This window comes from Pseudoalteromonas sp. SA25 (genome assembly GCF_011378705.1).
GTDB lineage: Bacteria > Pseudomonadota > Gammaproteobacteria > Enterobacterales > Alteromonadaceae > Pseudoalteromonas > Pseudoalteromonas arctica.
Genome location: NZ_WTKV01000003.1, coordinates 214,390 through 238,160, shown reverse-complemented (window position 1 = coordinate 238,160; position 23,771 = coordinate 214,390). Strand labels below are relative to the sequence as shown.

The window sequence follows — 23,771 nt, the reverse complement described above, 5'->3', positions numbered from 1 at the left end:
CTAAGGCTCTAATACGTTTTACTAGTTTTATTGTTATATGCGCTAAAGCGTTAATATAGTAACTAACCTCAGTTCAGGCTAACTAGTTTTACGTGATTTTAAGAAAATCTACAATACTTGCAAAGGTGCGTTCAAATTCAACGTAGCTATGATCGCCACCAAATTCTATCAATTGCTTGCATTGCGAATAATATTTTACTGCGTGTTGAAAGTTCAACACTTCATCGCCTGTTTGCTGTAATAAGTACAGTAACTCAGGGTATGCTAATTTATCTACAGCGAGTAATTTAAGTGCCTCAATATGGCTGTTATTTAAATCGTAATGATAATCTTGATACGGATTATAATTAGGTCCAAGTAACGACTGTAATAAATTATAGGGTGCGACCGCGGGATTAATAACCACTGCAGGAATTTGATAACGCTGCGATAAATACGTGGAAAAAAAACCACCTAACGAGCTACCTAATAAAACGGTATTTGGCGTTAGTAATTGTTCAAGCTCAATTATAGCTTGTAGGGGCTCGTGGTTTAAGTTCGGTACACAATAATCAACGTCATAGTTTGCCATAAGCTCACCAAAGCGCACAGCTTTATATGATTTTTGTGAACTATTAAAGCCATGAATATAAATTACGCGTTTAGCCATACTACTTCCGTTTTTACTTCTACTTTATCTTTTTTACTCTTTATATTTAGCGTTCTGTAAGCTGGCCCCGCATTTTTTTGCTCCCACTGTGAAGTGTGCTTTACAAACTGTATTGAGCTGGCCGGGGTCGCATATATGGGCAGCCCTCTAAAGCTTTGTTCGTAATCATTGTGCACATGCCCATGAAAAAGCGCAGATACATTATTACTATTAACTAAGATATTTAAAAGCTGTGGGCCATTTTCTAATAAGTGTTTATCAAGGTAGCCGTTTATTGGCAGCGGATTATGATGACAAAATATAACTTTACTATTATTCGAGTTGACTAAAGCGTCCGTTACTTCATCTAAATGCGTGCCAGTAACCCATCCTGCGGGCGTGGGCCCTTTAGAATTAATAAGAAGTAGCTCAATCCCATTAGCAATAATATGTTTAGCCGAATTTATTTGCCCACCACTTATGCGATTAAGCATTGCTAGTTCATCATGATTACCTGGCACCCAAAATACAGGACAAGTAATGTCACTGGCATTTATAAGTTCACTAAATAATAAGTACGATTCAAAACTATGATCTTGTGTTAAATCGCCACCAAAAATAATGCAGTCTATTGATTGTTTTGCTATGTGTGCCAAGGCTTGTTCAAAATGATCTGCGGTATTTACAGTAAAGTACTCACCGCTTTTGTCTGCAAATAAATGGCTGTCAGTAATATGCGCAATGCACAAAGATGATTTATCAAATGTATATGTATCATCAAACCAAGCCATTATTTACATCCCAATTTAACGTCGCTTGTCCGTGCTCTACACAGGCCACTAACCAATCGTATAAAAAAGCATTCAGTTGATACTTTTCATCTTTTTGATGCATTTTAGGGTTAGGGTATCCATAAGATGGTTTTATGCGTTGATGGTAATCGTGATGAACAATTTCAGCCACTTTGGCATCGTGATACATGCGTACCGTTAAATACAGTGGCGTAATCCCTTTAACCATTCCTGTTAGCTGCTTAATTGAAATATCCATGGTGTATTTTGCGCTGCCATCAATTTTTGTAGCAAACTCACTGTTGCCAAGTTTAACTTCACGAATGCTTCCTATATTGCGCTCGCTCGGTAACAACTTTAATAGTCGCACATAGTTATGCTCACAAAGTGTTAAATACTTTGGGAGGCTCTGAATATATCGCTTTGTTGCTAATTGTGCTGTCAAAGTACCACCATAATATTAGTAAGAGTTTATGCCCATTTGCTTGCCATTTTTTCGCGATTTAGCGCAAGCCACTGCATACAAATAACCGTTGCCGCATTATCCATTTCACCGTTATTGAGGCGCATTAGCGCATCATCAACTGATAAAATATGAGTTTTTATATCCTCGCCTTCAGTTTCAAGACCATATACACCTGATTTCACTTGGCTTAAGTCAGTACGCGCTAAATATAAATGTAAGCGCTCAGTTGTACCACCAGGGCTTGATAGGTATGAAAGCATAAATTCAAGTTCAGTTAATTCAAGCCCAGCTTCTTCATACGCTTCTTTTTTTACAACTGATTCGTAATCAGTGCTGCCGTCAGTCATTCCGGCTATGCACTCTAGTAGCCACGGCGAATGCTTGCTTTTAATAGCGCCAATACGTATTTGCTCAATTAAAAGAACAGTATCTGATATTGGATCGTAAGGGAGTACTGCAATTGCATCGCCACGTTCTAATATTTCTCGGCTAATTACTTTAGATTTTCCACCCGCAAAAAGAGCATGTTCGAACTGGTATAAATCAACCTGAAAAAAACCTTTATAAAGGTTTTTTGTTGGCTTTAAATTCACATCTTTATGTGTAAATTGAACGAGTTTTTTATCAACCACGTACCTACCTCCTACTTATCTAAAGCTTTAAAATGCGTTAATATATTCTGTTACACTTGAACATACTGTTTTACTAATTATTTTTTTTGTTATGGAGTAAAACAGGTTAACATGCTTTTAGTACAAAAATTGTCTAAGGACCGAACCCCACATGAAAAAGAACATTCTTGCGGCGCTAGTTAGTTTATCATGCGCACTAGGTGCAACAGCAGTGAAAGCTGAAGATTTACTACAAGTTTTTGAAATAGCGACAGCTAACGATCCTACTGTTTTAAAAGCAAAAGCCCAAGCCGATGCGCAGTCTTACCAAAGCGATTTGGCGATGAGTGCACTATTACCTCAAATTGGTTTAACTATGGGTTATACAAAAAGCGATGCAACGTCGTACCAAAGCGTTGGCGACTTATCTAACCAAGTAAAAGTTGAAAGTGATACAGACCAATTCTCTCGCGGTGTGAGCTTAAGCCAAACATTATTTGATTTAGGTGCCTGGAATACGTTAGATATTGCCGACAAGCAAGCGCTTCAAGCAAGCGGCCTATACGATGCAGCTAAACAAAACTTAATTGTACGCGTTGCTGAAGGTTATTTTAACGTATTAAGTGCAAGCGATAACCTTGAATTTGTTGAAGCTGAAAAACGTGCAATTGAACGTCAACTTGAGCAAACAAAACAACGTTATGCGGTAGGCTTAACAGCAATTACAGACGTACACGAAGCGCAAGCTCAGTTTGATAACTCTGTAGCCCAAGAAATTATTGCAGGTAATGCTGTAGAAACAGCACGTGAGCAACTTCGTGAGATTACAGGTAAATATCACGAAAAATTAGACTTTTTAAATACAGATACTTTCTCAACAACTAAACCAACTAAGCGCTCAAGCGACTTTGTTAAAGTAGCTGAAGATAAAAATATAAACCTACAAGTGTCTAAAGTAACGGTTGATATTGCAAAAGATCAAATTGAATTAGCAAAAGCGGGTCATTATCCAAAGCTAACCCTAAGTGCTAGTTATGGCGATTCTCTTACAGACAATCAAATAAATGGCGCTAACTTTGATGATCAGCCACGTTCAGACTCAAGCTCTGTAGGGCTTAACTTTAGCGTACCTTTATATTCAGGTGGTGCAACAGTTGCTGCAACAAATCAGGCCCGTGCGTTTTACGTAGGTGCGAGCCAAGATTATGAAACAAATTACCGCGCAGTAACTCGCACAGTGATTACATCTTATAATCAAGTTGTTTCAGACATTGCTACTTACAAAGCGCTAGAGCAAGCGGTTGTTTCAGCTCAAAGTGCCCTTAAAGCAACTGAAGCTGGTTTTGAAGTAGGTACTCGTACCATTGTTGACGTACTAGTAAGTACGCAAAATTTGTACGATGCAAAGCGTAACCTTGCTGATGTACGTTACCGTTATGTGTTATCTACCCTTCGCCTAAAACAAGCTGCGGGTACATTAACAAGTGCAGATCTAGTTGCTATAAACCAAGGTTTAAAAGCCGCTTAATTTTCATTACTCGTGTAGTATGAACACATTGGAAGCCAGCTAAATGCTGGCTTTTTGTATTTTACAGCGCTTAGCGTTAAACTATCGTTTTTATTCTCAGAGATATTTTTGTGGTCACCTCATCTCCTTTTAAAGCATCTTTTTTGGGCCCTCGATACTGGTTAACGTGGATTGGCGTTCTATTTTTATATTTAATTTCTTGGTTACCGCAAAAACTACAATTGGCAATGGGTAAACAGCTTGGTCGCTTAGTTCATAAATTTATGAAACGCCGTCGCCATATTGCAGAAGTAAATATTAAGCTGTGTTTTCCTGATATGAGCGCAGCAGATCAAAAAGACCTTGTGCTCAAAAATATGGAAAACACCGGTATTGCAATGGTTGAGACTGGCATGGCCTGGTGGTGGCCGCAGTGGCGAGCACAAAAAGCATTAGGGTCTTTTAAAGGGCTTGAGCATTTTGAACGCGTACAAGCGTCTGGTAAAGGTGTTTTATTGCTTGTACCTCATATTCTGCATCTTGAAATGGCTAGCCGTATTATGGGCTTAGAGTGTCAGGGTGTTGGCTTTTATCGCCCTCATAACAACCCACTAATGGAATACTTTACGACTAATGGGCGCCTTCGCTCTAACGAATATTTAATCGGTCGAAAAGATGTAAAAGGTTTACTAAAAGCATTAAAAAATAAAAAGGTATGTTATTACTTACCCGATCAAGATTACGGTCGTAACCGCTGTGAATTTGTCCCATTTTACGCAGTACCTGACGCTGCAACTACAACGGGTACTCTTATGTTTGCAGGCAGTAAAAACTGCGAAACAATGAGTTTAATAACTCGCCGTGATGAAAATGGTAAATATCACTTAGAAATACTGCCAGAGCTTGAAAACTTCCCCAGTGGTGATAATAAGGCTGATGTAACACGTGTAAATCAACGCATGGAACAATCTGTTAATGCCGCACCCGAACAATATATGTGGCTACACCGTCGTTTTAAAACTCGACCTGATAAAAATACCCCTTCTTTTTATAAAAAGTAATGGTATAACAATAATAGGAACAAATAAGGTGGGTAATAATCATGTGGTTTTGGATTAGGCATTTATCATTTGCAGCTGTACTAATAGCACTCGCCGTATACTTTTTGTTGAGTGATGGTTCTTTATTTGATATTAAAAAATCTAAAAATGCAGCTGCCGAAGGATTATCACGTTTTTACTCTTCTATTCGTAACCAAGTAAAAAGTAATAAAGAACGAGATCAATTTGTTTTAAAACTTAAAACACCAGAACAAACCTTGGATAGAGTATTGGCTGAACGTGCGCGAACAGTAGATCCAATGCCTACAAATTGGACTGGAGAAGTTGAGCCTAGGCGCTTTGAAAATGGCACAACACTTAAAGACGTACTCTATCAATATGCTAAAAATGAAGGTATTGAGCTTTACTGGTATTTAAGTAAAGACTACGTAGTTAAAGATCATTTTAGAGTAGACAGCAACTTTACTTCAGCACTTTATCAAATTGGTCGTGCTATAAATGACGACTTTGAGCATGAGGTTTACACTTACTTTTGCCACAAACAAAGAGCAGCGGTTATTACAGAGTTACCATCAGAATTTGTGCGAACAAACTGTTTAAAGCTAAAGGTTTAAGGGTTTACACGTACAAAAAACCCAAGCAAGCGCTTGGGTTTTACAATTCAATTCAATTCAAAAATACTATTCCAAATATTCGTTACGTTAGTAATATCTTGTAAAAAAGCTTCTCGCGAGATCAATTTGCCTTTTTGATCCAAGCTCAGCACGTGATAACACGAGCGATAATCAATATACGCTTTGATCAACTGCTGTTTTTGCTCTTTAGTAATACAGCCTATATTTGCTGCATCCGTTAATATTCTTACGTTATCTGAATAAACGGTAAGCTGCTCAAACTCATTCGCGTGTTTAAGTACTAAATATTGCGTAATAAACTCAATATCAGCCATACCACCAATATCTTGTTTTAAATCAAATTGTTCAGTATTTCCTTTCGCTAGATGATCGCGCATTTTTTCGCGCATTTTTATTACATCGGCTTTTAACACGGTATCATTGCGCTGTTGGCAAAGAATACTTTTACGAATTTGTGAAAAACGATCTATAAGATCGTCTTGGCCCAAAATTAACCGAGCCCGCACAAGTGCTTGATGTTCCCACGTCCATGCTTGAGTTTGCTGATAGTGATTAAAGCTCTCTAAATTGATAGCAAGTAAACCTGATGCACCTTCAGGGCGTAATCGCGTATCAAGCTCATACAAAATACCCGATGCAGTACGAGTATTAAATAAATGCATTAAGCGCTGAGCGAGTTTTAAATAAAACTGGCGAGAATCTATCGGTTTTTCACCATTGGTTTGGCTTGAGCCATCATGATTATGTACAAACACCAAATCTAAATCTGAGTCGTACCCTACTTCTAAGCCGCCTGTTTTACCATATGCAATAACAGCAAAACCTTTGTTTTCATCATCAGTGCCAGGGGGCATACCAAAACGCTTAACGGTGTTATGCCATGCAATATTAACAGCTTGATCAACAATCGCTTCAGCCAATACGGTTAAGTGATCGCTTACTTTCATTACATCAAGAACACCGGTTGCATCAGCAGCAGCAATTCGTAATTGATGCGTTTGCTTAAATTGCCTAAGCGACTCCATTTGCAGTTCTAAATCGTCATGCTCTATTCGTAAAAAATACTGTCTTATTTCATCTTTATAAGCGGTTAATGGTGTCGGTTTATAAAGAACAGCCGGGTCTATTAGCTCATCCAGCAATATAGGGTAGCGAGAAATATGCTCGCCTATCCATTTGCTATGACAACACAGTAAAACAAGTTGCTTTAACGCACCTTGGTTTTCGTACAGCAATTCTAAATAAGCAGTACGTGAAATTATCTTATTAAAAATTTGGCAAACCATTGTAAAAGCAGCTGCGCTGGCATTAAAGTCATTTAACTGGCTCAATAAAACAGGCATTAATTTATCAAGGGTTTCACGCCCTCGGTTACCTATGTTGACCTTAGACAACCTTAATTTAAAATCGTTAAGGGGTGTTTGCCATTCATCTCTAGTCTCTTTTAGAAAGCTCACATCACCATGATCCCAAGCACTAATAAATGCACCTTCACAGGTATCTAGTGGCGCGGTTTCTTCACCAATAACGAGTGCAAACTCGCCGTTAACCTGCTTCATTACCTTTTCAATAGTGATTAAAGTGGCAGAAAAATCAGCTTGTTCTAATAATAAATTTAAGCGCTGCTGGTTCAATTCATCATCGGGGAGTGTTTGCGTTTGCTGATCGTCAAATATTTGTAAGTACTGTTCAACTTTTCGCAAATAAAGGTAATTGCGTTTAAGCTCGCTTGCTTCTTGCTCATCTATAACTTGGTTAAGTGCCAGCTCATTTAATGCTTTAAGTAATGATTGAGTTTGTAAATTAGCCTCTCGCCCACCTCGTACCATTTGTAGGGCTTGTACTATAAATTCAACTTCACGAATACCACCAGCGCCTAATTTTATATTATTAGTTAAGCGTTTACGGCGAACCTCTTGTGCAATCATTAACTTCATTTTACGCAAAGATTCAATCACCGAAAAATCAATATACCGGCGATAAACAAACGGCTTTAAAAGCTTAATAAATTCATCCCAATATTTATTAGGCGTGCCAATTAAGCGCCCTTTTAACATTGCGTAGCGTTCCCAGTCGCGACCTTGTTCTTGGTAGTAATCTTCAATGGCATTAAAGCTCATAACCAAAGGGCCACTTTCGCCAAACGGGCGTAGGCGCATATCAACCCTAAATACCTGCCCGTCACCGGTGGCTTGGTTAAGTGATGCAATGAGCTTTTGTGCAACTTTGGTATAAAATACTTGAGCCTCAAGGCTTCTGCGGCCACCTTGGGTTTTTGTACTGCGCGGATATGCAAAAATGAGATCAATATCAGAGGAGTAATTTAGCTCTTGTCCGCCAAGTTTTCCCATACCCAACACCATTAACGGCATTGCTTGGTTTTGCTCATCAAGCGGCTCACCATTTACTTTTGCCACCTGTGCATGCGCCCATTGGTTAGCACTATTTATTAGCATGTCAGCCAGTTGGCTTATGTAATTAATACTATCGGCAATGGGATTGTTACAGCATAAATCTAAAAAGGCGACTTTGAGCCAGTACTTTTCACGATATTGGCGAAGTACTTTATGGCACTGTACTTCATCAATGTCAGCTAAGTTAAGGTTTTTAAAAGGAGAATCTATTACTCTATTTTGTATTTCGTCTTTGCATAATAGCCAAGTATTTAAATCAGGTTGTGATTCTAAACTGCGCCAAGCAAAGTCGCTTAATGCTAATAACCTTACAACTTCACTTTGTTTACTTTGCTGCGGGTATAACTGTTCAAAGCGCATCAAGCCAAGTTTTTGTAATTGAATAGGAAGTTGCTTTACGTTACTCATCAATCCTCTCTTTTATATCATCAATAACCGTACTAGAATGATTAAAACCTAGAAAGGTTAACTTAATTAGGATCACCATGTCATATTTGTCTTTATCTAACACTAGTTTTATTGCGATTGCCATTAGTTTTGCGGTTATTTGCATAACTATTTTTTGTTTACGAGTTGTCACTCAAATCAAAGCAAAACAAGCGCTTAAAGATGAGCTAGCACAACACGACAACTTTGCCATGGGTATTAGTTTTGCATCTGAAATATCAGTTGTTATAGCCACTATGGCTTTCTTATTTGACGAAATAAGCATAAGTACCGCACAGTCAAACCCGTTAAAAGTGTTAATTATTATTATTCTTTTATTCACTTTTATAAAAGTAGGTCATTTAATTCACAGAAAATGGATACTTCACAGGTTTAACGAAGAAGCTGCCATACTAAAACAAAATGTATGTGCTGCATTGGTAGATTCAGGCATGTTAATCGCTAACTGTATTATCGCACTTGGCTTGTACACGTGGACGCACACCCAAGGATTCAGCAACTTACTTATTGCTTGTGTTAGCTTTTTTACGCTTCAGGGAATGTTTGCACTGGATAGTAAAATACGAGAACACCGTTTTGCAAAAGCAAATCAAGGTGCTTCGCTACAAAGTAACTTTAACCTAGAGAATACATCTATTGGTATAAGGTATGCTGGCAAATCAATAGGTTTAGCATTGGCTGTATATGCTGGTTTATCTAGCGCAGCATTTCAAAACGGTAAAATGGTAGAAAACATATTTACACTCGTTATGCATTGCGGTGTAATGTGGATACTGCTTTACAGCTTAACGTATGTGATAAAAGTTATCTCTTTACCAAATATTGATACGGCTCTTGAAATAGACCATCAAGATAATATTGGGGTAGCATGTATAGAGTTTGCTGTTTTTTGTGCTATAGGCTATTTACTTATTAGCATGTTTTCTCTTTAGACCTTTTTACTAAAATACAGCCATTAAAAGTCTGCATTTAAGTAATAATGGTAATTACTTAAATGCAACAAGGTCCTAGCTCTATGCCACTTGAAATAACGAATTACTTGTTAATTGACATAGACAACGAATTTAGCCGAGCATTTGCCGAATACTATGTAAATAATAATGGCATAACAAAAGCGAGTACGCTTATTGCTGCAGGCAGCAATACCCGCCAGTTAGTAAAAATGATGTTTGACGAACTTATTAAAGACTATAGTTATTGCGACCTTGAAAACGAAATAAGCGTTTCTGAATTAATTAACTATCTAAAAGAGCATCACGATTTACACGGAGTCCTTTTTAATAGCACCGATTACTTACTCGCAAGCGATAAACAACGCTTTATTTATAACTCGTTACATGAAGAGCGCTTTTTAATAAGCTTTGATGATACAGGCTATACACTAAGCCTAGTTACTGACGAGACGTTAACGGAACCTTCGCAAAATCACCACGATATAGCGCACACACCACAAGATTTAATAGACCTTGCAGAGCAACTTAATAAAAATAAATAATTGCGCACAGCTCTCAGCTTACTTACCATAGCAGTATATATTTTTACGCTAAGTAATAAGTGACGCCCTATGCGAGTTCCTCATATTTATCAAACATCGAGTATTGCCCTAAACACCCCTGTAACTTTAGATGACGATGCTGCAGGGCATATTGGCAGAGTGCTGCGCATGAAAGTAGGCGAGCATGTATCTATTTTTAATGGCGAAGGCGGCGAATACCTTAGTGAAATAATTGAGGTAACAAAAAAAACAGTCGTCGTAATGCCGTTAGAGCTTAATCCTCATGATGTAGAATCCCCGCTTAAAATTCATTTAGGCCAGTGTGTATCCCGTGGTGATAAAATGGATTTTACAATTCAAAAGTCAGTTGAACTGGGCATTACCGAAATCACCCCTATTTTTAGTCAGCGCTGTGGCGTGAAACTAATGGGCGATCGTCTTGAGAAAAAACACCAACAATGGCAAAAAATTGCAATAGCAGCGGCAGAGCAATCTGGGCGTAATTTTGTGCCAATTATTCATCCCCCCGTAGATTTAAAACAATGGCTTGCACAACAAACCAATGCAATTAAGCTCACTCTTCACCCTCGTGCTGAGCACAGCATTAAAACCATTACGGTACCTAAAGATGGCGTACGCTTTTTAGTCGGCCCAGAAGGCGGCTTTACCGACGATGAAATGGCACTAACTAAACAACTAGAATTTGTGGATATTCGCTTAGGCCCGCGCGTTTTACGAACGGAAACAGCCGCTTTAACGGTCTTAAGTGCATTACAACTTCAATTTGGCGATTTAGCTAATTGAAATAACTAAAAGCACCCTCATATAAACAGTAACATTTATAGTAAGGCACAGCGCATGGCAATTAAGTTAGGTATTATTTCAGATCCTATTAGTGGATTTAACATCAAAAAAGACACCGGTTTTGCAATGATGATGCAAGCGCAAGAACGCGGCTACGAAATTTATTATATGGAGATGGATGATTTATCTCTTCGTAAAGGTAAGTCGTACGCTACAGCGTCTAAAGCGCAAGTGTTTAATAATGCAGAAAAATGGTACGAGCTTGAAGAAAAAGCCACTATAGCCCTTGCCGACCTTGATGTTATTTTAATGCGAAAAGATCCTCCTTTTGATACCGAATACATTTACGCGACGTATATTTTAGAGCGTGCAGAACAAGAAGGTACGTTAATAATTAACAAGCCACAAAGCCTTCGCGATGCTAACGAAAAGCTATTTACAGCATGGTTTAGCGAACATACGCCAGACACACTTGTTACACGTAGCCAAAAACAAATTCGTGAGTTTTTAGCCGAGCATAAAGACATTATTTTAAAACCCCTTGATGGCATGGGTGGCGCATCTATTTTCCGCCTTAGAGAAGACGATGCCAACATTGGTGTAATTTGTGAAACGCTAACCGAGCACGGCAGCCGCTTTGCTATGGTGCAAAATTACATCCCAGAGATCAAACAAGGCGACAAGCGCGTATTGGTTATTGATGGTGAGGTTATTCCGTATTGTTTAGCGCGAATTCCACAAAATGGTGAAACACGCGGTAATTTAGCTGTTGGCGGTCGAGGCGAAGCCCGTCCACTTAGCGAGTCAGATTTAAAAATAGCGCAAGCGGTTGCACCAACGCTTAAAGAAAAAGGCTTAATATTTGTAGGTTTAGATATTATTGGCGATAAATTAACTGAAATTAACGTAACTGCACCAACGTGCGTGCGCGAAATTGAAGCTGCTTATGATATTTCTATTACAGGTATTTTGTTTGATGCCATTGAAAGAAAGCTAGATAAATAAGTATCTACCTATCGTTATTAAAAGCACTTTCGTGTCATAAATTTTAATATAGTTGTTAACTATTAATTTTTAAACTGTATGAAAGTGCTTTTTTAGTTTTAAAAACAAAGGTATGTGCCATACTCAAAGTTCATTAACTAAAAAGGGTGAAATCTATGCAGTCATTAGAAAATCATTTTTTAATCGCGATGCCGTCGATGCAAGACCCTTTTTTTAAACGTGCTGTTACCTATATTTGTGAGCACAATGAAGATGGGGCTATGGGCTTGGTAATAAACCAACCTATTGATGTTACTGTTGGCGAACTTTTAGATAAAATAGAAATTGATAACGACAAAACGCAAAACGCAGCAAAAGTAAGTGTGTTTGCAGGCGGACCCGTTAAAACTGACCGTGGTTTTGTTTTGCACTCTCCCCAATCAGGTTATTCAGCAAGCCAAAAACTCAGTAGCGATATTATGATCACTACCTCAAAAGACGTTTTAGCAAGCTTAACTACCGCACAAGCACCTGAACAATTTATTATTACATTGGGTTATTCAGGATGGGAGCAAGGACAACTCGAACAAGAGTTACTTGATAACAGTTGGTTGATCATAGAAGCCGATCCGAAGATCATTTTTGACACCCCCGTTGAAAAACGATGGGAAAAAGCAGTTTCAATGTTGGGCTTTGATATTAGCCAACTCAGCCCTGAAGCTGGTCACGCATAATAATAATTTAACCCTTAGCAAACTTAAACAAGATACACATGACAAAAAAATCGCTTAAGCCGCAAGGCGAACGCACTGTAATGGGCTTTGACTTTGGCACCAAAAGTATTGGTATTGCTATTGGGCAAGAGCTAACAGGCAGCGCGTCTAGCCTTAAGGCTGTAAAAGCACAAGATGGCATTCCTAACTGGGACCATATTGCAGTACAAGTAACCGAATGGCAGCCTGACTTAATGGTTGTTGGCTTACCACTAAATATGGATGGAACGTCACAAGAGGTTACCTTTAAAGCAAAAAAGTTTGCCAACAGATTACATAATCATTATGGCATTCCTGTGCAAACACAAGACGAGCGTTTAACGACTGCGGATGCTAAAGCGCGACTTTTTGAAAGTGGTGGCTATAAAAACTTAGGCAAAGGTAACGTAGATAATATGTCTGCGGTTATTATTTTAGAAAGTTTTTTTGAGTCTAGTTACGGTAAATAACCCGTTATATAAATAAAAAGCGCCAATTGGCGCTTTTTTTATATTAAGTATTTATATTCATTACTTTTTAAATCATTGATGGCTATTTTTATCGTCAAGGCCATCAATAGTAACGCCTTGTAAAAAGCCCGCACCTTGCTGTTCGTTATTGCGCAGTTTAATCATTAAGCGTAAATCATTTGGCGAATCAGCATGATGCAGTGCATCAGCGTAATTAATTCGCTGCTGTCTATATAGCTCAAATAATGCTTGGTCAAAGGTTTGCATGCCCATTTCTTTCGATTTAGCCATTGCCTCTTTAATACCACCAATATCACCGTTTTTAATCAGTTCAGCAACCATTGGTGAGTTAAGCAATATTTCAATAGCTGCAACACGGCTTTCACCATCAGCAGTCGGTACTAATTGCTGGGCCACAATTGCACGTAAGTTAAGTGCTAAATCGTACTTAAGCTTATCGTGTTTTTCTTTTGGAACTAAATGCATAATACGGTCAATCGCTTGGTTAGCATTATTAGCATGCAGTGTTGCAACACATAAATGACCTGTTTCGGCAAAGCTTAGTGCGTATTCCATAGTTTCTTGAGAGCGAATTTCACCAATCAAAATTACATCGGGAGCTTGGCGTAATGAGCTTTTAAGTGCTGACTCAAAGCTTTCGGTATCAAGCCCTACTTCGCGTTGAGTAATAATACTTTTACGATGCTCATGAACAAATTCAATCGGATCTTCAATAGTCAGTATATGACCACGTTGATGTCGGTTACGGTAACCAATAAGTGCGGCTAGCGAGGTTGATTTACCCGTGCCAGTACCACCGACGAACAAAACAAGGCCACGCTTAGACATAATTACATCGGTAAGAATAGAAGGAAGACCTAGCTCACTCACATCAGGTATTTGCGTAACAATACGGCGAATAACCATACCTGCTTTATCGCGTTGCCAAAAGGCAGAAATACGAAAGCGCCCTTCGTCGGTGGCAATCGCAAAGTTACATTCTTTCGTTGTATGAAACTCTGCTTTTTGCTTTTCGCTCATTGCAGATTCAACTAACTCAAGCGATTGCTCATCTGTAAGCCTATCGTCACTGAGGGCTGTTAGCTCGCCGTTTATTTTTGCACTTACAGGTAGCTGACTCGATACAAATAAGTCAGAGCCTTTTTTCTCAATCATGATGAGTAAAAAGTCGTTTAAAGATAAAGCCATAATAGTTTCTTACCCGCCAAATTGTGTTTTGTCTTGTGCTTTTTCTTTCGCTGCCGCATTTGTAACAATGCCGTGATTAACTAAATTAGTTAAACATTGATCCATTGTTTGCATGCCCACAGACGCACCGGTTTGAATAGACGAGTACATTTGTGCAATTTTATCTTCACGAATTAAGTTACGAATAGCAGGTACTGCAATCATAATTTCGTGTGCTGCAACTCGCCCGCCACCAATCTTTTTAAGCAGTGTTTGCGAGATAACAGCACGCAAAGATTCAGATAACATTGAACGTACCATTGATTTTTCTTCACCTGGGAATACATCAATAATACGGTCAATGGTTTTTGGTGCAGATGTTGTATGCAACGTGCCAAACACTAAGTGACCCGTTTCAGCAGCGGTCATTGCAAGACGAATTGTTTCTAAATCACGTAACTCACCGACCAATATTACATCTGGATCTTCACGCAATGCACTACGTAGCGCGTTTGAAAAGCTATGAGTATCGCGATGTACCTCACGTTGATTAATAAGGCTTAATTTATTATCGTGAACAAACTCGATTGGATCTTCTATTGTTAGAATATGGTGATGTTTATTTTGATTTATATAATCGACCATAGCGGCAAGTGTTGTTGATTTACCAGAGCCCGTTGGGCCTGTCACTAACACGAGTCCACGTGGGGTATCGGAGATTGTTTTAAAAATATCTGGCGCACCTAAATCATCAAGCGTTAACACTTCACTTGGTATGGTACGAAATACCGCAGCAGGCCCGCGATTAGAGTTAAACGCATTCACACGAAAACGTGCTAAATTAGGCACTTCAAACGAAAAATCCACTTCGAGATTTTGTTCATAGTCCTTGCGTTGATTATCGTTCATAATATCGTAAACCAGACTGTTTACGTCTTTGTCTGCAAGGGCTGGTATATTAATGCGGCGAACATCACCGTCTACGCGTATCATAGGTGAAACACCCGACGATAAATGTAAATCGGATGCTTTGTGTTGCACACTAAACGCTAATAATTCGGTAATATCCATTTATGACTCCACAACTAACTGATAAATATATGGTTACAATAGCAGAACGACTCACATCCGCCTACGCTAGAATTGCAGACGCGGCAAAAATTGCACAACGAAACACTAACGAAGTCACTCTGCTGGCAGTGTCTAAAACTAAACCAAGCGAAGATGTTATTGCAGCTTATGAGCATGGTCAGCGCGAATTTGGTGAATCTTATGTTCAAGAGGCTATAGATAAAATAGCTCAACTACAGTCATATAGCGACATCATTTGGCATTTCATTGGCCCTATTCAATCTAATAAAAGTGCTTTAGTGGCTGCCAACTTTGATTGGGTGCAAAGTGTTGATCGCATAAAAATAGCGAAACGATTAGATTCCCAGCGCCCAGACGATAAACAGCCTCTTAATATACTTATTCAAGTAAATATAAGTAATGAGGAAGCGAAGTCGGGTTGCCACCGCGATGAAATAGATGAACTTGCCGATTTTATTAACCAATGTGAGCACTTAACACTTCGAGGTTTAATGGCAATTCCCGCTAAAAGCAATGATCTGGATACGCAAATTCAATCTTTTGAGCAATTACAAACTTGCTTTGATAAACTAAAGACCCAATATCCTCAAGTAGATACTTTGTCGATGGGTATGAGTAACGATGTTGAAGCTGCCATTAGTGCAGGCTCAACCATGGTAAGGATCGGCACAGACATTTTTGGAACACGAACTTAAAAGGTGATAACAGATTTATGTCAGATAAAAAAATCGCATTTATAGGCACAGGTAATATGAGCTACGCCATTATTGGTGGCATGGTAAAAAACGGTTTTAACGCAAGTAACATTATTGCGACTAATCGCAACCAAGAAAAGCTTGAAAAGGTAGCCTTTGATTTCAAGGTGCAAACCACCAGTGACAATAACGAAGCCCTGCGCGATGCTGATGTAATTGTTTTGTCTGTTAAACCACAAATGATGGGCGATTTATGTAAATCGTTTCAAGAGTCGGGCGTAGATTTTAGCGATAAACTGTTTATTTCTGTTGCTGCTGGCTTAACTGTAAAACGTTTACGTGAAATGCTAGGTCAAGACGTTAAAATGGTACGTTGTATGCCAAATACACCGTCTTTATTAGGCCGTGGTGTATCAGGTTTATATGGCGCGGGCGAAACACAAAGCGAACACGAGTTTGTACAACAAGTTTTTGAATGCACTGGCATTGTTGTATGGGTCGAAAAAGAATCACAAATTAACGATATTATTGCTGTGACCGGCTCATCACCAGCTTACTTTTTCTTATTTATGGAAGCCATAGAAGAAAAAGCTAAAGCGCTGGGCTTTAATGATGAAGACGCTCGTCGTTTAGTACAACAAACAGCTCTTGGCGCTGCTGAAATGGCACTTAGCCAGCCTGATATTACTATTTCGCAACTACGTTCAAACGTAACATCTAAAGGCGGTACGACTCACGCAGCTGTTGAGCACTTAAAAGATGAAGGCTTAACTAAAACCGTTGGCGATGCAATGGATGCGTGTATTGCGCGTGCAGAGCAAATGGAAAAAGAACTTTAAAACCACTTTTTTATTGAAGGTTACACTATGAATGCCATGCAATTTTTAATCAGTACCCTGTTTGATTTGTTTTTAATGGTGGTATTACTGCGCTTTTGGCTGCAGTGGGCAAAAGCCGACTTTTATAATCCAATGAGCCAGTTTGTGGTTAAAGCCACTTCGTTTGCGGTAAAACCACTGCGTAAAATCATTCCGGGATTTGGCGGACTTGATTTAGCATCTCTGTTGCTGGCATTTATAGTGGCTGTAGCCAAAATTAGTACTTTAATGCTTGTTATATATAATGCGTGGGCAATACAGCCTGTAATTATACAAGCACTTATAACGGTACTAAAAGAAGGCCTTAACTTAGTTTTTTGGGTACTTATTATTCGCGCTATTTTAAGTTGGGTTAGCCAAGGTTATAACCCTATAGAAGCGGTTTTCCATCAGCTTACTGAACCAATGCTAAAACCAATTCGTAAAATATTGCCATCAATGGGTGGCTTAGATTTATCAGTTTTAGTACTTATTATTGGTATTCAGTTTTTGCAAATGCTGCTTATGGATTTTTTAGTCTAATATGGATTTTTTAATTAGAGGCCCAAAGGCCTCTTTTTTATATGTTTTGAGGAATACATAATGAACCGTTTAATTAAGTTTTGTTTTATTGCTTGTTTAGCATTTGCATTTAACGCGCAAAGCGAAGAAATGCAAGGCGCACAATATAAAGAGCTTGGCCCTTGGCAAGTGCATTACATCGCCTTTCCTTCTACTTTTATTCAGCCAAAAATAGCAAAAGCGTATGGCCTTGAGCGAAGCGGATACAAAGGCATTGTGAATATTTCTGTTTTAAAAAATGATGCCGAAAATACAGCCCAAACAGCAAAGCTTACTGGCACAGCTAGAAACCTACTTGGCAATAAACAAACGCTTACTTTTAAAGAAGTAAAAGAAGGTGATTCAATTTATTACCTTGCCCAAGTTGATTATACCAACGAAGAGATTTTACGCTTTGAGATTGAAATACAACAAAGTAATCAATTTCAAAAATTACAGTTTCAGCAAAAATTTTACGTAGATTAATAACATGACCAAAACTTTAGTACTTGCTACAGGTAACCCTGGCAAAGTAAATGAGCTAGCTAACATGCTAAGCCCTCTGAATATCAATGTAGTTCCACAGAGCGATTTTAACGTAGATGAAGTTGCCGAAACCGGCACTACCTTTGTTGAAAATGCCATTATTAAAGCGCGTCATGCCGCTAAAATTACTGGCATGCCTGCTATTGCCGATGACTCAGGTTTAGAAGTTGATGGCCTAAATGGAGCCCCTGGTGTTTACTCAGCCCGTTTTGCAGGCCCAGGTGCCAGCGATCAAGATAACATTGATAAATTACTCGTTGATTTAGGCGACAACCCTATTCGCAGTGCGCGCTTTTGGTGTGTACTGGTATTAATGCGCCATGCAGATGACCCTACCCCCCTTATTTGCAGTGCAAGCTGGGAAGGCGAAATTACGCTCACTCAAAATGGCAGCGGTGGCTTTGGTTACGACCCTGTATTTTTTGTAGCAGAGAAAAATTGTACCAGTGCTGAGCTTACAAAAGAGCAAAAAAATGCAGTGAGTCATCGCGGCCAAGCACTACAAAAACTATTGCTAGAGCTACAGCAAAAAGGCGGCCTGTGAACCTTCCACCACTGAGCTTATATGTGCACGTACCTTGGTGCGTGCAAAAATGTCCGTACTGCGATTTTAATAGCCACGGACAAAAAGGTGAAATACCTGAAGCTGAATATGTTCAGCATTTAATTGATGATTTAAAAGCAGATTTGCACTTAGTGCAAGGACGTAAAATTCACAGTATCTTTATTGGTGGCGGTACTCCGAGCTTATTAACTGGTGCGGCTTATACTCGTTTATTAAATGAAGTCGACAACCTAATTGGTCTTGAAGAACACTGCGAAATTACCCTTGAAGCTAACCCTGGTACAGTAGAAACAGGTCGCTTTAAAGATTACGTAAAAGCAGGCATTAACCGTATTTCTATCGGTGTGCAAAGCATGCAAAACGACAAGTTAAAAGCACTTGGTCGGATTCATGGCAGCGACGAGGCTAATTATGCTGCGCAACAAGCTAAGGAAGCTGGTTTAAATAGCTTTAACCTTGATTTAATGCATGGCTTACCAGGGCAAACACTTGACGATGCACTGAGCGATTTAAAGCAAATAATAGCGCTCGATCCACCGCATATATCTTGGTATCAACTAACTATTGAACCCAATACTCAGTTTGCTTCAAAACCACCTACCTTGCCACAAGACGAAATACTGTGGGACATTCAAGAGCAAGGGGTCGAGTTACTAGCTCAAGCAGGTTACATACAATACGAAATATCGGGTTATGCAAAACCAGGCTATCAGTGCCAACATAACTTGAATTATTGGCGTTTTGGCGATTATCTCGGTATTGGCTGCGGCGCGCATGGTAAGGTTACTGATGCAAATACAGGGCTTATTACGCGTACTGAAAAGGTTAAACACCCACGCGGCTATATGGATTTAATTAAACCGTATATGTATAAAAGCTGGCATGTAGAGCAAGACGATTTAGCGTTTGAATTTTTTATGAATCGCTTTCGCCTTGTTGAGCCTTGCCCAATTAATGATTTTAATAAACTTACAACACTGCCACTGCAAAGTCAGCAAAGTGCATTAAACCAAGCAATTAATAAAGGTTTATTGACTCAAACAGACAGCCATTGGCAGGTAAGCTTAAAAGGTCATCGCTTTTTAAATGACCTGCTAGAATTATTTGTGTAGCCCCCAGCGCTACACAAAAAATAAATATAAAACACCCTAATGGGTTTCTAACAACAAAAGGGAAAACAATGCGTAAACTTACTTTTATTGCGGCCGCAGTAAGCGTTGCACTACTTGCTGGTTGCCAGCAAACAACACAACAAGCGACTTCGGCTCCTATTGCACAAGCAGTTCAATCACAACAAAGTGAAATAGACAAAGCCAATGCATTTTTTGAAGATACATTTAACCGCGACGTAATGAGCAGTCCTGTATATCAAACATACATGGGTATTAAGCAAGATTACGATAAGTGGGATGATGGCAGCGAAGAAAGACAGCTTAAAGATTTAGCGCAAACAAAAGCTGACCTAGTTGCACTAAAAGCAATCAGCCGTGATTTATTAGATGATGCAACAAAAGTTAGCTACGACTTAAAAAAACAAGATCTTGAAAGCTCAATTGCTGACTTTAAATGGCGTTACCATAACTACCCTGTGAACCAAATGTTTGGTACGCATTCTATGATCCCTGCGTTTTTAATTAATCAGCACTCAATTAGTAATGTAAAAGAAGCTAAAGACTACATTTCTCGTTTAAATGGTGTAACTGGTGTTATTGATCAGCTTATTATTGATTTAACTGTACGTGCAGAAAAAGGCATCATTGCCCCTAAATTTGTATTCCCGCATGTTATTGATTCAAGCAAAAACATTATTCACGGTGCACCGTTTGAAAAAGGCGATGATTCTACATTGCTTGCTGACTTTAAACGTAAAGTAACAGCGCTTGAAATTAGCCAAGACGAAAAAGACTCGTTAATCAGCGATGCATCAGATGCATTAAAATCGGCTGTTAAACCATCTTACTCTAAACTAATTAATTACCTTGCACAGCTTGAAAAACGCGCAGATGATCGCGATGGCGCATGGAAATTACCTGATGGCGAAGCGTTTTATAACAACGCACTTAAGCGCACAACTACAACAGATTTAACTGCTAAAGAAATTCATGCAATTGGTCTATCTGAAGTGACACGTATTCATGATGAAATGCGTGAGATTAAAGACAAAGTTGGCTTTAAAGGCGACTTAAAAGCGTTTATGCAGTTTATGAAAACTGACAAGCAATTTTACTACCCTAATGATGCACAAGGTAAACAACGCTACCTTGATGAAGCCACTGGGCTTATTGATACAATGAAAACGCGTTTAGATGAATTATTCATTGTTAAACCAAAAGCAGGTTTAAAAGTAAAAGCGGTTGAAGCATTCCGTGAAAAAGCAGCAGGTAAAGCATTTTACCAACAGCCAGCTCCTGATGGTTCACGCCCAGGTGTTTACTACGCTAACCTTTACGATATGGAAGCAATGCCAACGTATCAAATGGAAGCGCTGGCATACCACGAAGGTATTCCGGGACACCACATGCAAATAGCTATTTCGCAAGAACTAGAAGGTATTCCTAAGTTCCGTAAATTTGGTGGCTACACAGCGTATATTGAAGGCTGGGGTTTATACTCAGAGTTCATTCCTAAAGAAATGGGCATGTACTCAGACCCTTACTCAGATTTTGGTCGTCTTTCAATGGAATTATGGCGCGCATGTCGCTTAGTTGTTGATACGGGGATTCACGCAATGAAGTGGACTCGCCAAGAAGGTATTGATTACTACGTAAATAACACGCCAAATGCAACATCTGACGGTGTTAAAATGGTTGAGCGTCACATTGTAATGCCTTCACAAGCAACAGCTTATAAAGTGGGTATGCTTAAGATTTTAGAGCTTCGTGAAGAAGCTAAAAAGCAACTTGGTGATAAATTTGATATTCGCCAGTTCCACGACGTAGTGCTTAAAAATGGTCCTGTACCACTTAATGTACTAGAAAACTTTGTTAATGAATGGGTAGCAAGCAAAAAGGCTTAAAACCAATTTAAACAATTGCTTTAAATATGAAAAGGTCGCATTTGCGACCTTTTTTGTTTTATAGTAGTAAAAAAGATTTTGGAAATAATAATGGATTTAAGCATACAACTACTTAATGCGCGTATTTCAAAGCAGCAGTTAAATGAGCTCGATAACGACTTTAGGCAGTTAAGCCCTGCTCAGCAAACTTTGCAGCTTAACCATTTATATGACAGCGCCCAACGGTTGAGTGTTAAGTATGACTTTATGCAAAACATAGCAATCCGTATATTAAGTACTAATACAGCACCTTCTCTATTTATTAACCAACTCACTAATATTGACGCATTGAGCTTTTTCACCCCAGCGCTGAGAGTAAATAAAGGCTTTTTAGTACAAGATACTCAAGGAAATAACGTACTGCATAATGTGTTTAAGCATGCCGATGCTACAAAGCTGCCATTTAACTATGTACGCTCTTTAATGTTGTTTGAATCAAATGATGACTTAGTTAAAGCGTTGGCGCAGCCCAACTCTCACGGATTAACACCAGTTGCCTGCTACATTGCCTATGCAAATAAATCGAGCACACCGGTAAAGCATGAATTCTCAGCTTTGTTAGCATTAATGGAAATAGAGCAAAAACAAAATCCTAACGCAAAACAGCAGCTTGCCAACGTACTAAAAGGGCAAAAAGTTAACGAGACCACAATTTTACTGAGCGCCGCTTACTTGCAACGCTCAACGGCGCAAGTTGCTCACTTAATCAAGGCGCTTTAATTCACTCACGACTTCTGTACGCACACTGTCTATGGCATGTGTAATAGATTGCGCAGCACTTTGGTGATCAACCATATTTGGCCAATTTGTTTGCCAGACCTTTTGTAAGTCTTTTGTTTTTAAATGTACTTTATCAACGGCTAAGTAGCTTAAGTCATGAATTAAGTTAACTTTAACCCAGCCTTTTCTAGGGCTGCCATCTATTTTGTTATTATCGTAATGTGCGGCAAATACAATAAGCTCAAGCTCGGCTAGTTCTTGTAATATTTGAAAGCTAGCAATGCGTGTATTGTTGTTCTCTTCACTTGCCTCCATTCGCCATGCATTATAACTAAAGCCTATAAATGCAAACACTACGCTCGCTATAGCAGTAAAAAAATACGAACGGGGCGCCAGCACAAACTGACCATATTTAGACTCTGACATATTATTTCCTAGGGCCTGTTTATCTTTCGAGGTTAAATTTACAGCAGTATGTTTGGTATTTAGTCAAGGCAGAGCCTATGCAGTGTGGTTATTCCCCATAAATAGGCGATAACGTGGAATAAATGCCAAACATGCGCTGCCCGAAGGGTTCTGCCTAGGGGCAATTTACTCTTTGTTGCTCGGTTTTTACTTAGCCCGCTAGGTTACAAACCTCACGCCGCGATTAAATCGGCCCCTAGATTGAACAAATTTTAATCCTGAAAGGTCAACAGGCCCTAGTCATTTAAATAATATTCAACACTGGTTACCACTCTTATATTTTTTATTTGCGGTGTGTTTGAATCTCGATTACTGATACTAAATTGTCCTTGGCGAGCTGTTTTTATTTTGCCTAATTTTGAATTAGAGTCTTTAGCAAATTTATTAGCGACTTCACGCGCTTTTTCAGTTGCTTCTTGCACCATCGCAGGTTTTACATCATTGAGGCCAGTAAAAATATATTCAACTTTTGTTTCGTAGCTATCCTGCACTATTGCGATATCTTGTTTAGCAAGCTGGCTTACTTTACTCAGCGCGTTTTGTACTTTATCTGGCGCATAAGAATAAACAATAATATTTGAGCGCACTATGTATCTAAATTGCTGATTTTCATTACTGTATTCACGTGCTTGCTTATCAATAACTGACTGACTGCCTATTGTTATTTCATCGTCGTCAAAACCATGCAGTTTTAAAAAAGCAGTTACCGCATCATTTTTTTTCTCAACTCGGCTTACTAATTTTTCAAGATTATTGTCGGCATCACTAAATTGCAGAGGCCAAATTACCGTGTCGGCTATAACTTCTCGCTCGGCCAATCCCTTAACCTGCACAGTACGTTCCATCTCTTTTACACTGAGAGCTGTGCTCTTTAAAATAAACCCTAAGCTAATTAAGCCTATACTTAAACAAATAGCCGCTATAACAATGTAAAAACCGGGGGTTTTATTCACAATAATCTC

General features: G+C 39.0%; 26 protein-coding genes. 17 read left to right on the top strand and 9 right to left on the bottom strand.

The genetic code is table 11. The features are described from left to right. Positions 1-88 precede the first annotated feature (88 nt). Genes GQR45_RS03980 through GQR45_RS03965 form a run of 4 tightly spaced genes read right to left on the bottom strand, consistent with a single transcriptional unit; the run spans position 89 to position 2,517 of the window. A complete protein-coding gene (locus GQR45_RS03980; RefSeq protein ID WP_165725185.1) occupies positions 89-649 on the bottom strand; it encodes a YqiA/YcfP family alpha/beta fold hydrolase in 561 nt (186 codons plus the stop codon). Next, on the bottom strand, positions 634-1,419 hold the full coding sequence (locus GQR45_RS03975; protein ID WP_007585379.1) for a metallophosphoesterase: 786 nt from the start codon (positions 1,417-1,419) through the stop codon (positions 634-636). Before GQR45_RS03975 ends, GQR45_RS03980 begins: the two co-directional genes overlap by 16 nt. Next, positions 1,406-1,864 carry a DUF1249 domain-containing protein gene (locus GQR45_RS03970; RefSeq protein ID WP_007585381.1) on the bottom strand — a complete coding sequence of 153 codons (459 nt, stop codon included), beginning with the start codon at positions 1,862-1,864 and terminating at the stop codon, positions 1,406-1,408. The genes GQR45_RS03975 and GQR45_RS03970 overlap by 14 nt, the downstream gene beginning before the upstream one ends. Before the next feature lie 26 nt (positions 1,865-1,890). Next, on the bottom strand, positions 1,891-2,517 hold the full coding sequence (locus GQR45_RS03965; protein ID WP_165725184.1) for an NUDIX domain-containing protein: 627 nt from the start codon (positions 2,515-2,517) through the stop codon (positions 1,891-1,893). Between the two features lie 151 nt (positions 2,518-2,668). Here GQR45_RS03965 and tolC point away from each other — a divergent pair, with 151 nt between their 5' ends. The 3 genes from tolC (at position 2,669) to GQR45_RS03950 (ending at position 5,678) form a co-directional block, all read left to right on the top strand. Next, on the top strand, positions 2,669-4,024 hold the full coding sequence (gene tolC / locus GQR45_RS03960; RefSeq protein ID WP_024590686.1) for an outer membrane channel protein TolC: 1,356 nt from the start codon (positions 2,669-2,671) through the stop codon (positions 4,022-4,024). Positions 4,025-4,134: 110 nt separating this feature from the next. Next, positions 4,135-5,064 (top strand): LpxL/LpxP family Kdo(2)-lipid IV(A) lauroyl/palmitoleoyl acyltransferase, encoded by a 930-nt coding sequence (gene lpxL, locus GQR45_RS03955; RefSeq protein ID WP_024590685.1) that lies wholly within the window; start codon positions 4,135-4,137, stop codon positions 5,062-5,064. 41 nt (positions 5,065-5,105) lie between these two features. Then, a complete protein-coding gene (locus GQR45_RS03950; RefSeq protein ID WP_007585389.1) occupies positions 5,106-5,678 on the top strand; it encodes a toxin co-regulated pilus biosynthesis Q family protein in 573 nt (190 codons plus the stop codon). Positions 5,679-5,725: 47 nt separating this feature from the next. On the opposite strand, the gene glnE is transcribed toward GQR45_RS03950, so the two are convergent. Next, the gene (gene glnE / locus GQR45_RS03945; RefSeq protein WP_165725183.1) at positions 5,726-8,521 is read right to left on the bottom strand and encodes a bifunctional [glutamate--ammonia ligase]-adenylyl-L-tyrosine phosphorylase/[glutamate--ammonia-ligase] adenylyltransferase; all 2,796 of its coding nucleotides are present in this window, start codon (positions 8,519-8,521) and stop codon (positions 5,726-5,728) included. 77 nt (positions 8,522-8,598) lie between these two features. On the opposite strand from glnE, the gene GQR45_RS03940 reads away from it, so the two are divergent. The 6 genes from GQR45_RS03940 to ruvX all read left to right on the top strand — a co-directional run bounded on the left by GQR45_RS03940 (position 8,599) and on the right by ruvX (position 13,065). Continuing rightward, the gene (locus GQR45_RS03940; RefSeq protein ID WP_007585393.1) at positions 8,599-9,492 is read left to right on the top strand and encodes a hypothetical protein; all 894 of its coding nucleotides are present in this window, start codon (positions 8,599-8,601) and stop codon (positions 9,490-9,492) included. Positions 9,493-9,554: 62 nt separating this feature from the next. Further along, on the top strand, positions 9,555-10,055 hold the full coding sequence (locus GQR45_RS03935; protein WP_165725182.1) for a hypothetical protein: 501 nt from the start codon (positions 9,555-9,557) through the stop codon (positions 10,053-10,055). A 69-nt stretch (positions 10,056-10,124) separates the two neighbouring features. Then, positions 10,125-10,859, top strand: a complete 735-nt coding sequence (rsmE, locus tag GQR45_RS03930; RefSeq protein WP_007585397.1) for a 16S rRNA (uracil(1498)-N(3))-methyltransferase — start codon at positions 10,125-10,127, stop codon at positions 10,857-10,859. Between the two features lie 54 nt (positions 10,860-10,913). Continuing rightward, entirely contained in the window at positions 10,914-11,864 is a 951-nt protein-coding gene (gene gshB, locus GQR45_RS03925) for a glutathione synthase (RefSeq protein WP_007585399.1), read from the top strand. Between the two features lie 155 nt (positions 11,865-12,019). Beyond that, positions 12,020-12,577, top strand: coding sequence for a YqgE/AlgH family protein (locus GQR45_RS03920; protein WP_007585401.1), 558 nt, complete (start codon positions 12,020-12,022; stop codon positions 12,575-12,577). Positions 12,578-12,615: 38 nt separating this feature from the next. Then, positions 12,616-13,065 carry a Holliday junction resolvase RuvX gene (ruvX, locus tag GQR45_RS03915; RefSeq protein WP_165725181.1) on the top strand — a complete coding sequence of 150 codons (450 nt, stop codon included), beginning with the start codon at positions 12,616-12,618 and terminating at the stop codon, positions 13,063-13,065. Between the two features lie 72 nt (positions 13,066-13,137). Here ruvX and GQR45_RS03910 read toward each other — a convergent pair whose 3' ends face one another. Next, complete coding sequence (locus tag GQR45_RS03910; protein WP_165725180.1) at positions 13,138-14,274, bottom strand: PilT/PilU family type 4a pilus ATPase; 1,137 nt, start codon at positions 14,272-14,274, stop codon at positions 13,138-13,140. Between the two features lie 9 nt (positions 14,275-14,283). Beyond that, entirely contained in the window at positions 14,284-15,324 is a 1,041-nt protein-coding gene (locus GQR45_RS03905) for a type IV pilus twitching motility protein PilT (protein WP_007585408.1), read from the bottom strand. Positions 15,325-15,326: 2 nt separating this feature from the next. On the opposite strand from GQR45_RS03905, the gene GQR45_RS03900 reads away from it, so the two are divergent. The 8 genes from GQR45_RS03900 (at position 15,327) to GQR45_RS03865 (ending at position 22,344) form a co-directional block, all read left to right on the top strand. Further along, positions 15,327-16,040, top strand: a complete 714-nt coding sequence (locus tag GQR45_RS03900) for a YggS family pyridoxal phosphate-dependent enzyme (RefSeq protein ID WP_007585410.1) — start codon at positions 15,327-15,329, stop codon at positions 16,038-16,040. A 17-nt stretch (positions 16,041-16,057) separates the two neighbouring features. Continuing rightward, entirely contained in the window at positions 16,058-16,879 is an 822-nt protein-coding gene (gene proC / locus GQR45_RS03895; protein ID WP_007585412.1) for a pyrroline-5-carboxylate reductase, read from the top strand. A 27-nt stretch (positions 16,880-16,906) separates the two neighbouring features. Beyond that, positions 16,907-17,440: a YggT family protein gene (locus GQR45_RS03890; protein WP_007585413.1), complete on the top strand. Its 534-nt coding sequence runs from the start codon at positions 16,907-16,909 to the stop codon at positions 17,438-17,440. A 60-nt stretch (positions 17,441-17,500) separates the two neighbouring features. Beyond that, a complete protein-coding gene (locus tag GQR45_RS03885) occupies positions 17,501-17,944 on the top strand; it encodes a DUF4426 domain-containing protein (protein ID WP_007376526.1) in 444 nt (147 codons plus the stop codon). A gap of 4 nt (positions 17,945-17,948) precedes the next feature. Next, complete coding sequence (gene rdgB, locus GQR45_RS03880; protein WP_165725179.1) at positions 17,949-18,548, top strand: RdgB/HAM1 family non-canonical purine NTP pyrophosphatase; 600 nt, start codon at positions 17,949-17,951, stop codon at positions 18,546-18,548. Continuing rightward, a complete protein-coding gene (hemW, locus tag GQR45_RS03875; protein WP_010553296.1) occupies positions 18,545-19,681 on the top strand; it encodes a radical SAM family heme chaperone HemW in 1,137 nt (378 codons plus the stop codon). The genes rdgB and hemW overlap by 4 nt, the downstream gene beginning before the upstream one ends. 68 nt (positions 19,682-19,749) lie before the next feature. Then, complete coding sequence (locus GQR45_RS03870; protein ID WP_007585419.1) at positions 19,750-21,585, top strand: DUF885 domain-containing protein; 1,836 nt, start codon at positions 19,750-19,752, stop codon at positions 21,583-21,585. 90 nt (positions 21,586-21,675) lie between these two features. Then, positions 21,676-22,344 carry a hypothetical protein gene (locus GQR45_RS03865; RefSeq protein WP_165725178.1) on the top strand — a complete coding sequence of 223 codons (669 nt, stop codon included), beginning with the start codon at positions 21,676-21,678 and terminating at the stop codon, positions 22,342-22,344. Here GQR45_RS03865 and GQR45_RS03860 read toward each other — a convergent pair. Continuing rightward, on the bottom strand, positions 22,327-22,770 hold the full coding sequence (locus GQR45_RS03860; RefSeq protein WP_024592832.1) for a hypothetical protein: 444 nt from the start codon (positions 22,768-22,770) through the stop codon (positions 22,327-22,329). The two genes, GQR45_RS03865 and GQR45_RS03860, sit on opposite strands and share 18 nt — an antisense overlap. A 275-nt stretch (positions 22,771-23,045) precedes the next feature. Then, the gene (locus GQR45_RS03855) at positions 23,046-23,762 is read right to left on the bottom strand and encodes an SIMPL domain-containing protein (RefSeq protein WP_165725177.1); all 717 of its coding nucleotides are present in this window, start codon (positions 23,760-23,762) and stop codon (positions 23,046-23,048) included. Between the last annotated feature and the right edge of the window lie 9 nt (positions 23,763-23,771).

Coding starts and splice junctions, on each gene's coding strand:
- GQR45_RS03980 (WP_165725185.1), bottom strand. CDS start 649: ATGGCTAAACGCGTAATTTATATTCATGGCTTTAATAGTTCACAAAAA.
- GQR45_RS03975 (WP_007585379.1), bottom strand. CDS start 1,419: ATGGCTTGGTTTGATGATACATATACATTTGATAAATCATCTTTGTGC.
- tolC (WP_024590686.1), top strand. CDS start 2,669: ATGAAAAAGAACATTCTTGCGGCGCTAGTTAGTTTATCATGCGCACTA.
- GQR45_RS03950 (WP_007585389.1), top strand. CDS start 5,106: ATGTGGTTTTGGATTAGGCATTTATCATTTGCAGCTGTACTAATAGCA.
- glnE (WP_165725183.1), bottom strand. CDS start 8,521: ATGAGTAACGTAAAGCAACTTCCTATTCAATTACAAAAACTTGGCTTG.
- GQR45_RS03940 (WP_007585393.1), top strand. CDS start 8,599: ATGTCATATTTGTCTTTATCTAACACTAGTTTTATTGCGATTGCCATT.
- GQR45_RS03935 (WP_165725182.1), top strand. CDS start 9,555: ATGCAACAAGGTCCTAGCTCTATGCCACTTGAAATAACGAATTACTTG.
- rsmE (WP_007585397.1), top strand. CDS start 10,125: ATGCGAGTTCCTCATATTTATCAAACATCGAGTATTGCCCTAAACACC.
- gshB (WP_007585399.1), top strand. CDS start 10,914: ATGGCAATTAAGTTAGGTATTATTTCAGATCCTATTAGTGGATTTAAC.
- GQR45_RS03920 (WP_007585401.1), top strand. CDS start 12,020: ATGCAGTCATTAGAAAATCATTTTTTAATCGCGATGCCGTCGATGCAA.
- ruvX (WP_165725181.1), top strand. CDS start 12,616: ATGACAAAAAAATCGCTTAAGCCGCAAGGCGAACGCACTGTAATGGGC.
- GQR45_RS03910 (WP_165725180.1), bottom strand. CDS start 14,274: ATGGCTTTATCTTTAAACGACTTTTTACTCATCATGATTGAGAAAAAA.
- GQR45_RS03905 (WP_007585408.1), bottom strand. CDS start 15,324: ATGGATATTACCGAATTATTAGCGTTTAGTGTGCAACACAAAGCATCC.
- GQR45_RS03900 (WP_007585410.1), top strand. CDS start 15,327: ATGACTCCACAACTAACTGATAAATATATGGTTACAATAGCAGAACGA.
- proC (WP_007585412.1), top strand. CDS start 16,058: ATGTCAGATAAAAAAATCGCATTTATAGGCACAGGTAATATGAGCTAC.
- GQR45_RS03890 (WP_007585413.1), top strand. CDS start 16,907: ATGAATGCCATGCAATTTTTAATCAGTACCCTGTTTGATTTGTTTTTA.
- GQR45_RS03885 (WP_007376526.1), top strand. CDS start 17,501: ATGAACCGTTTAATTAAGTTTTGTTTTATTGCTTGTTTAGCATTTGCA.
- rdgB (WP_165725179.1), top strand. CDS start 17,949: ATGACCAAAACTTTAGTACTTGCTACAGGTAACCCTGGCAAAGTAAAT.
- GQR45_RS03870 (WP_007585419.1), top strand. CDS start 19,750: ATGCGTAAACTTACTTTTATTGCGGCCGCAGTAAGCGTTGCACTACTT.
- GQR45_RS03865 (WP_165725178.1), top strand. CDS start 21,676: ATGGATTTAAGCATACAACTACTTAATGCGCGTATTTCAAAGCAGCAG.
- GQR45_RS03860 (WP_024592832.1), bottom strand. CDS start 22,770: ATGTCAGAGTCTAAATATGGTCAGTTTGTGCTGGCGCCCCGTTCGTAT.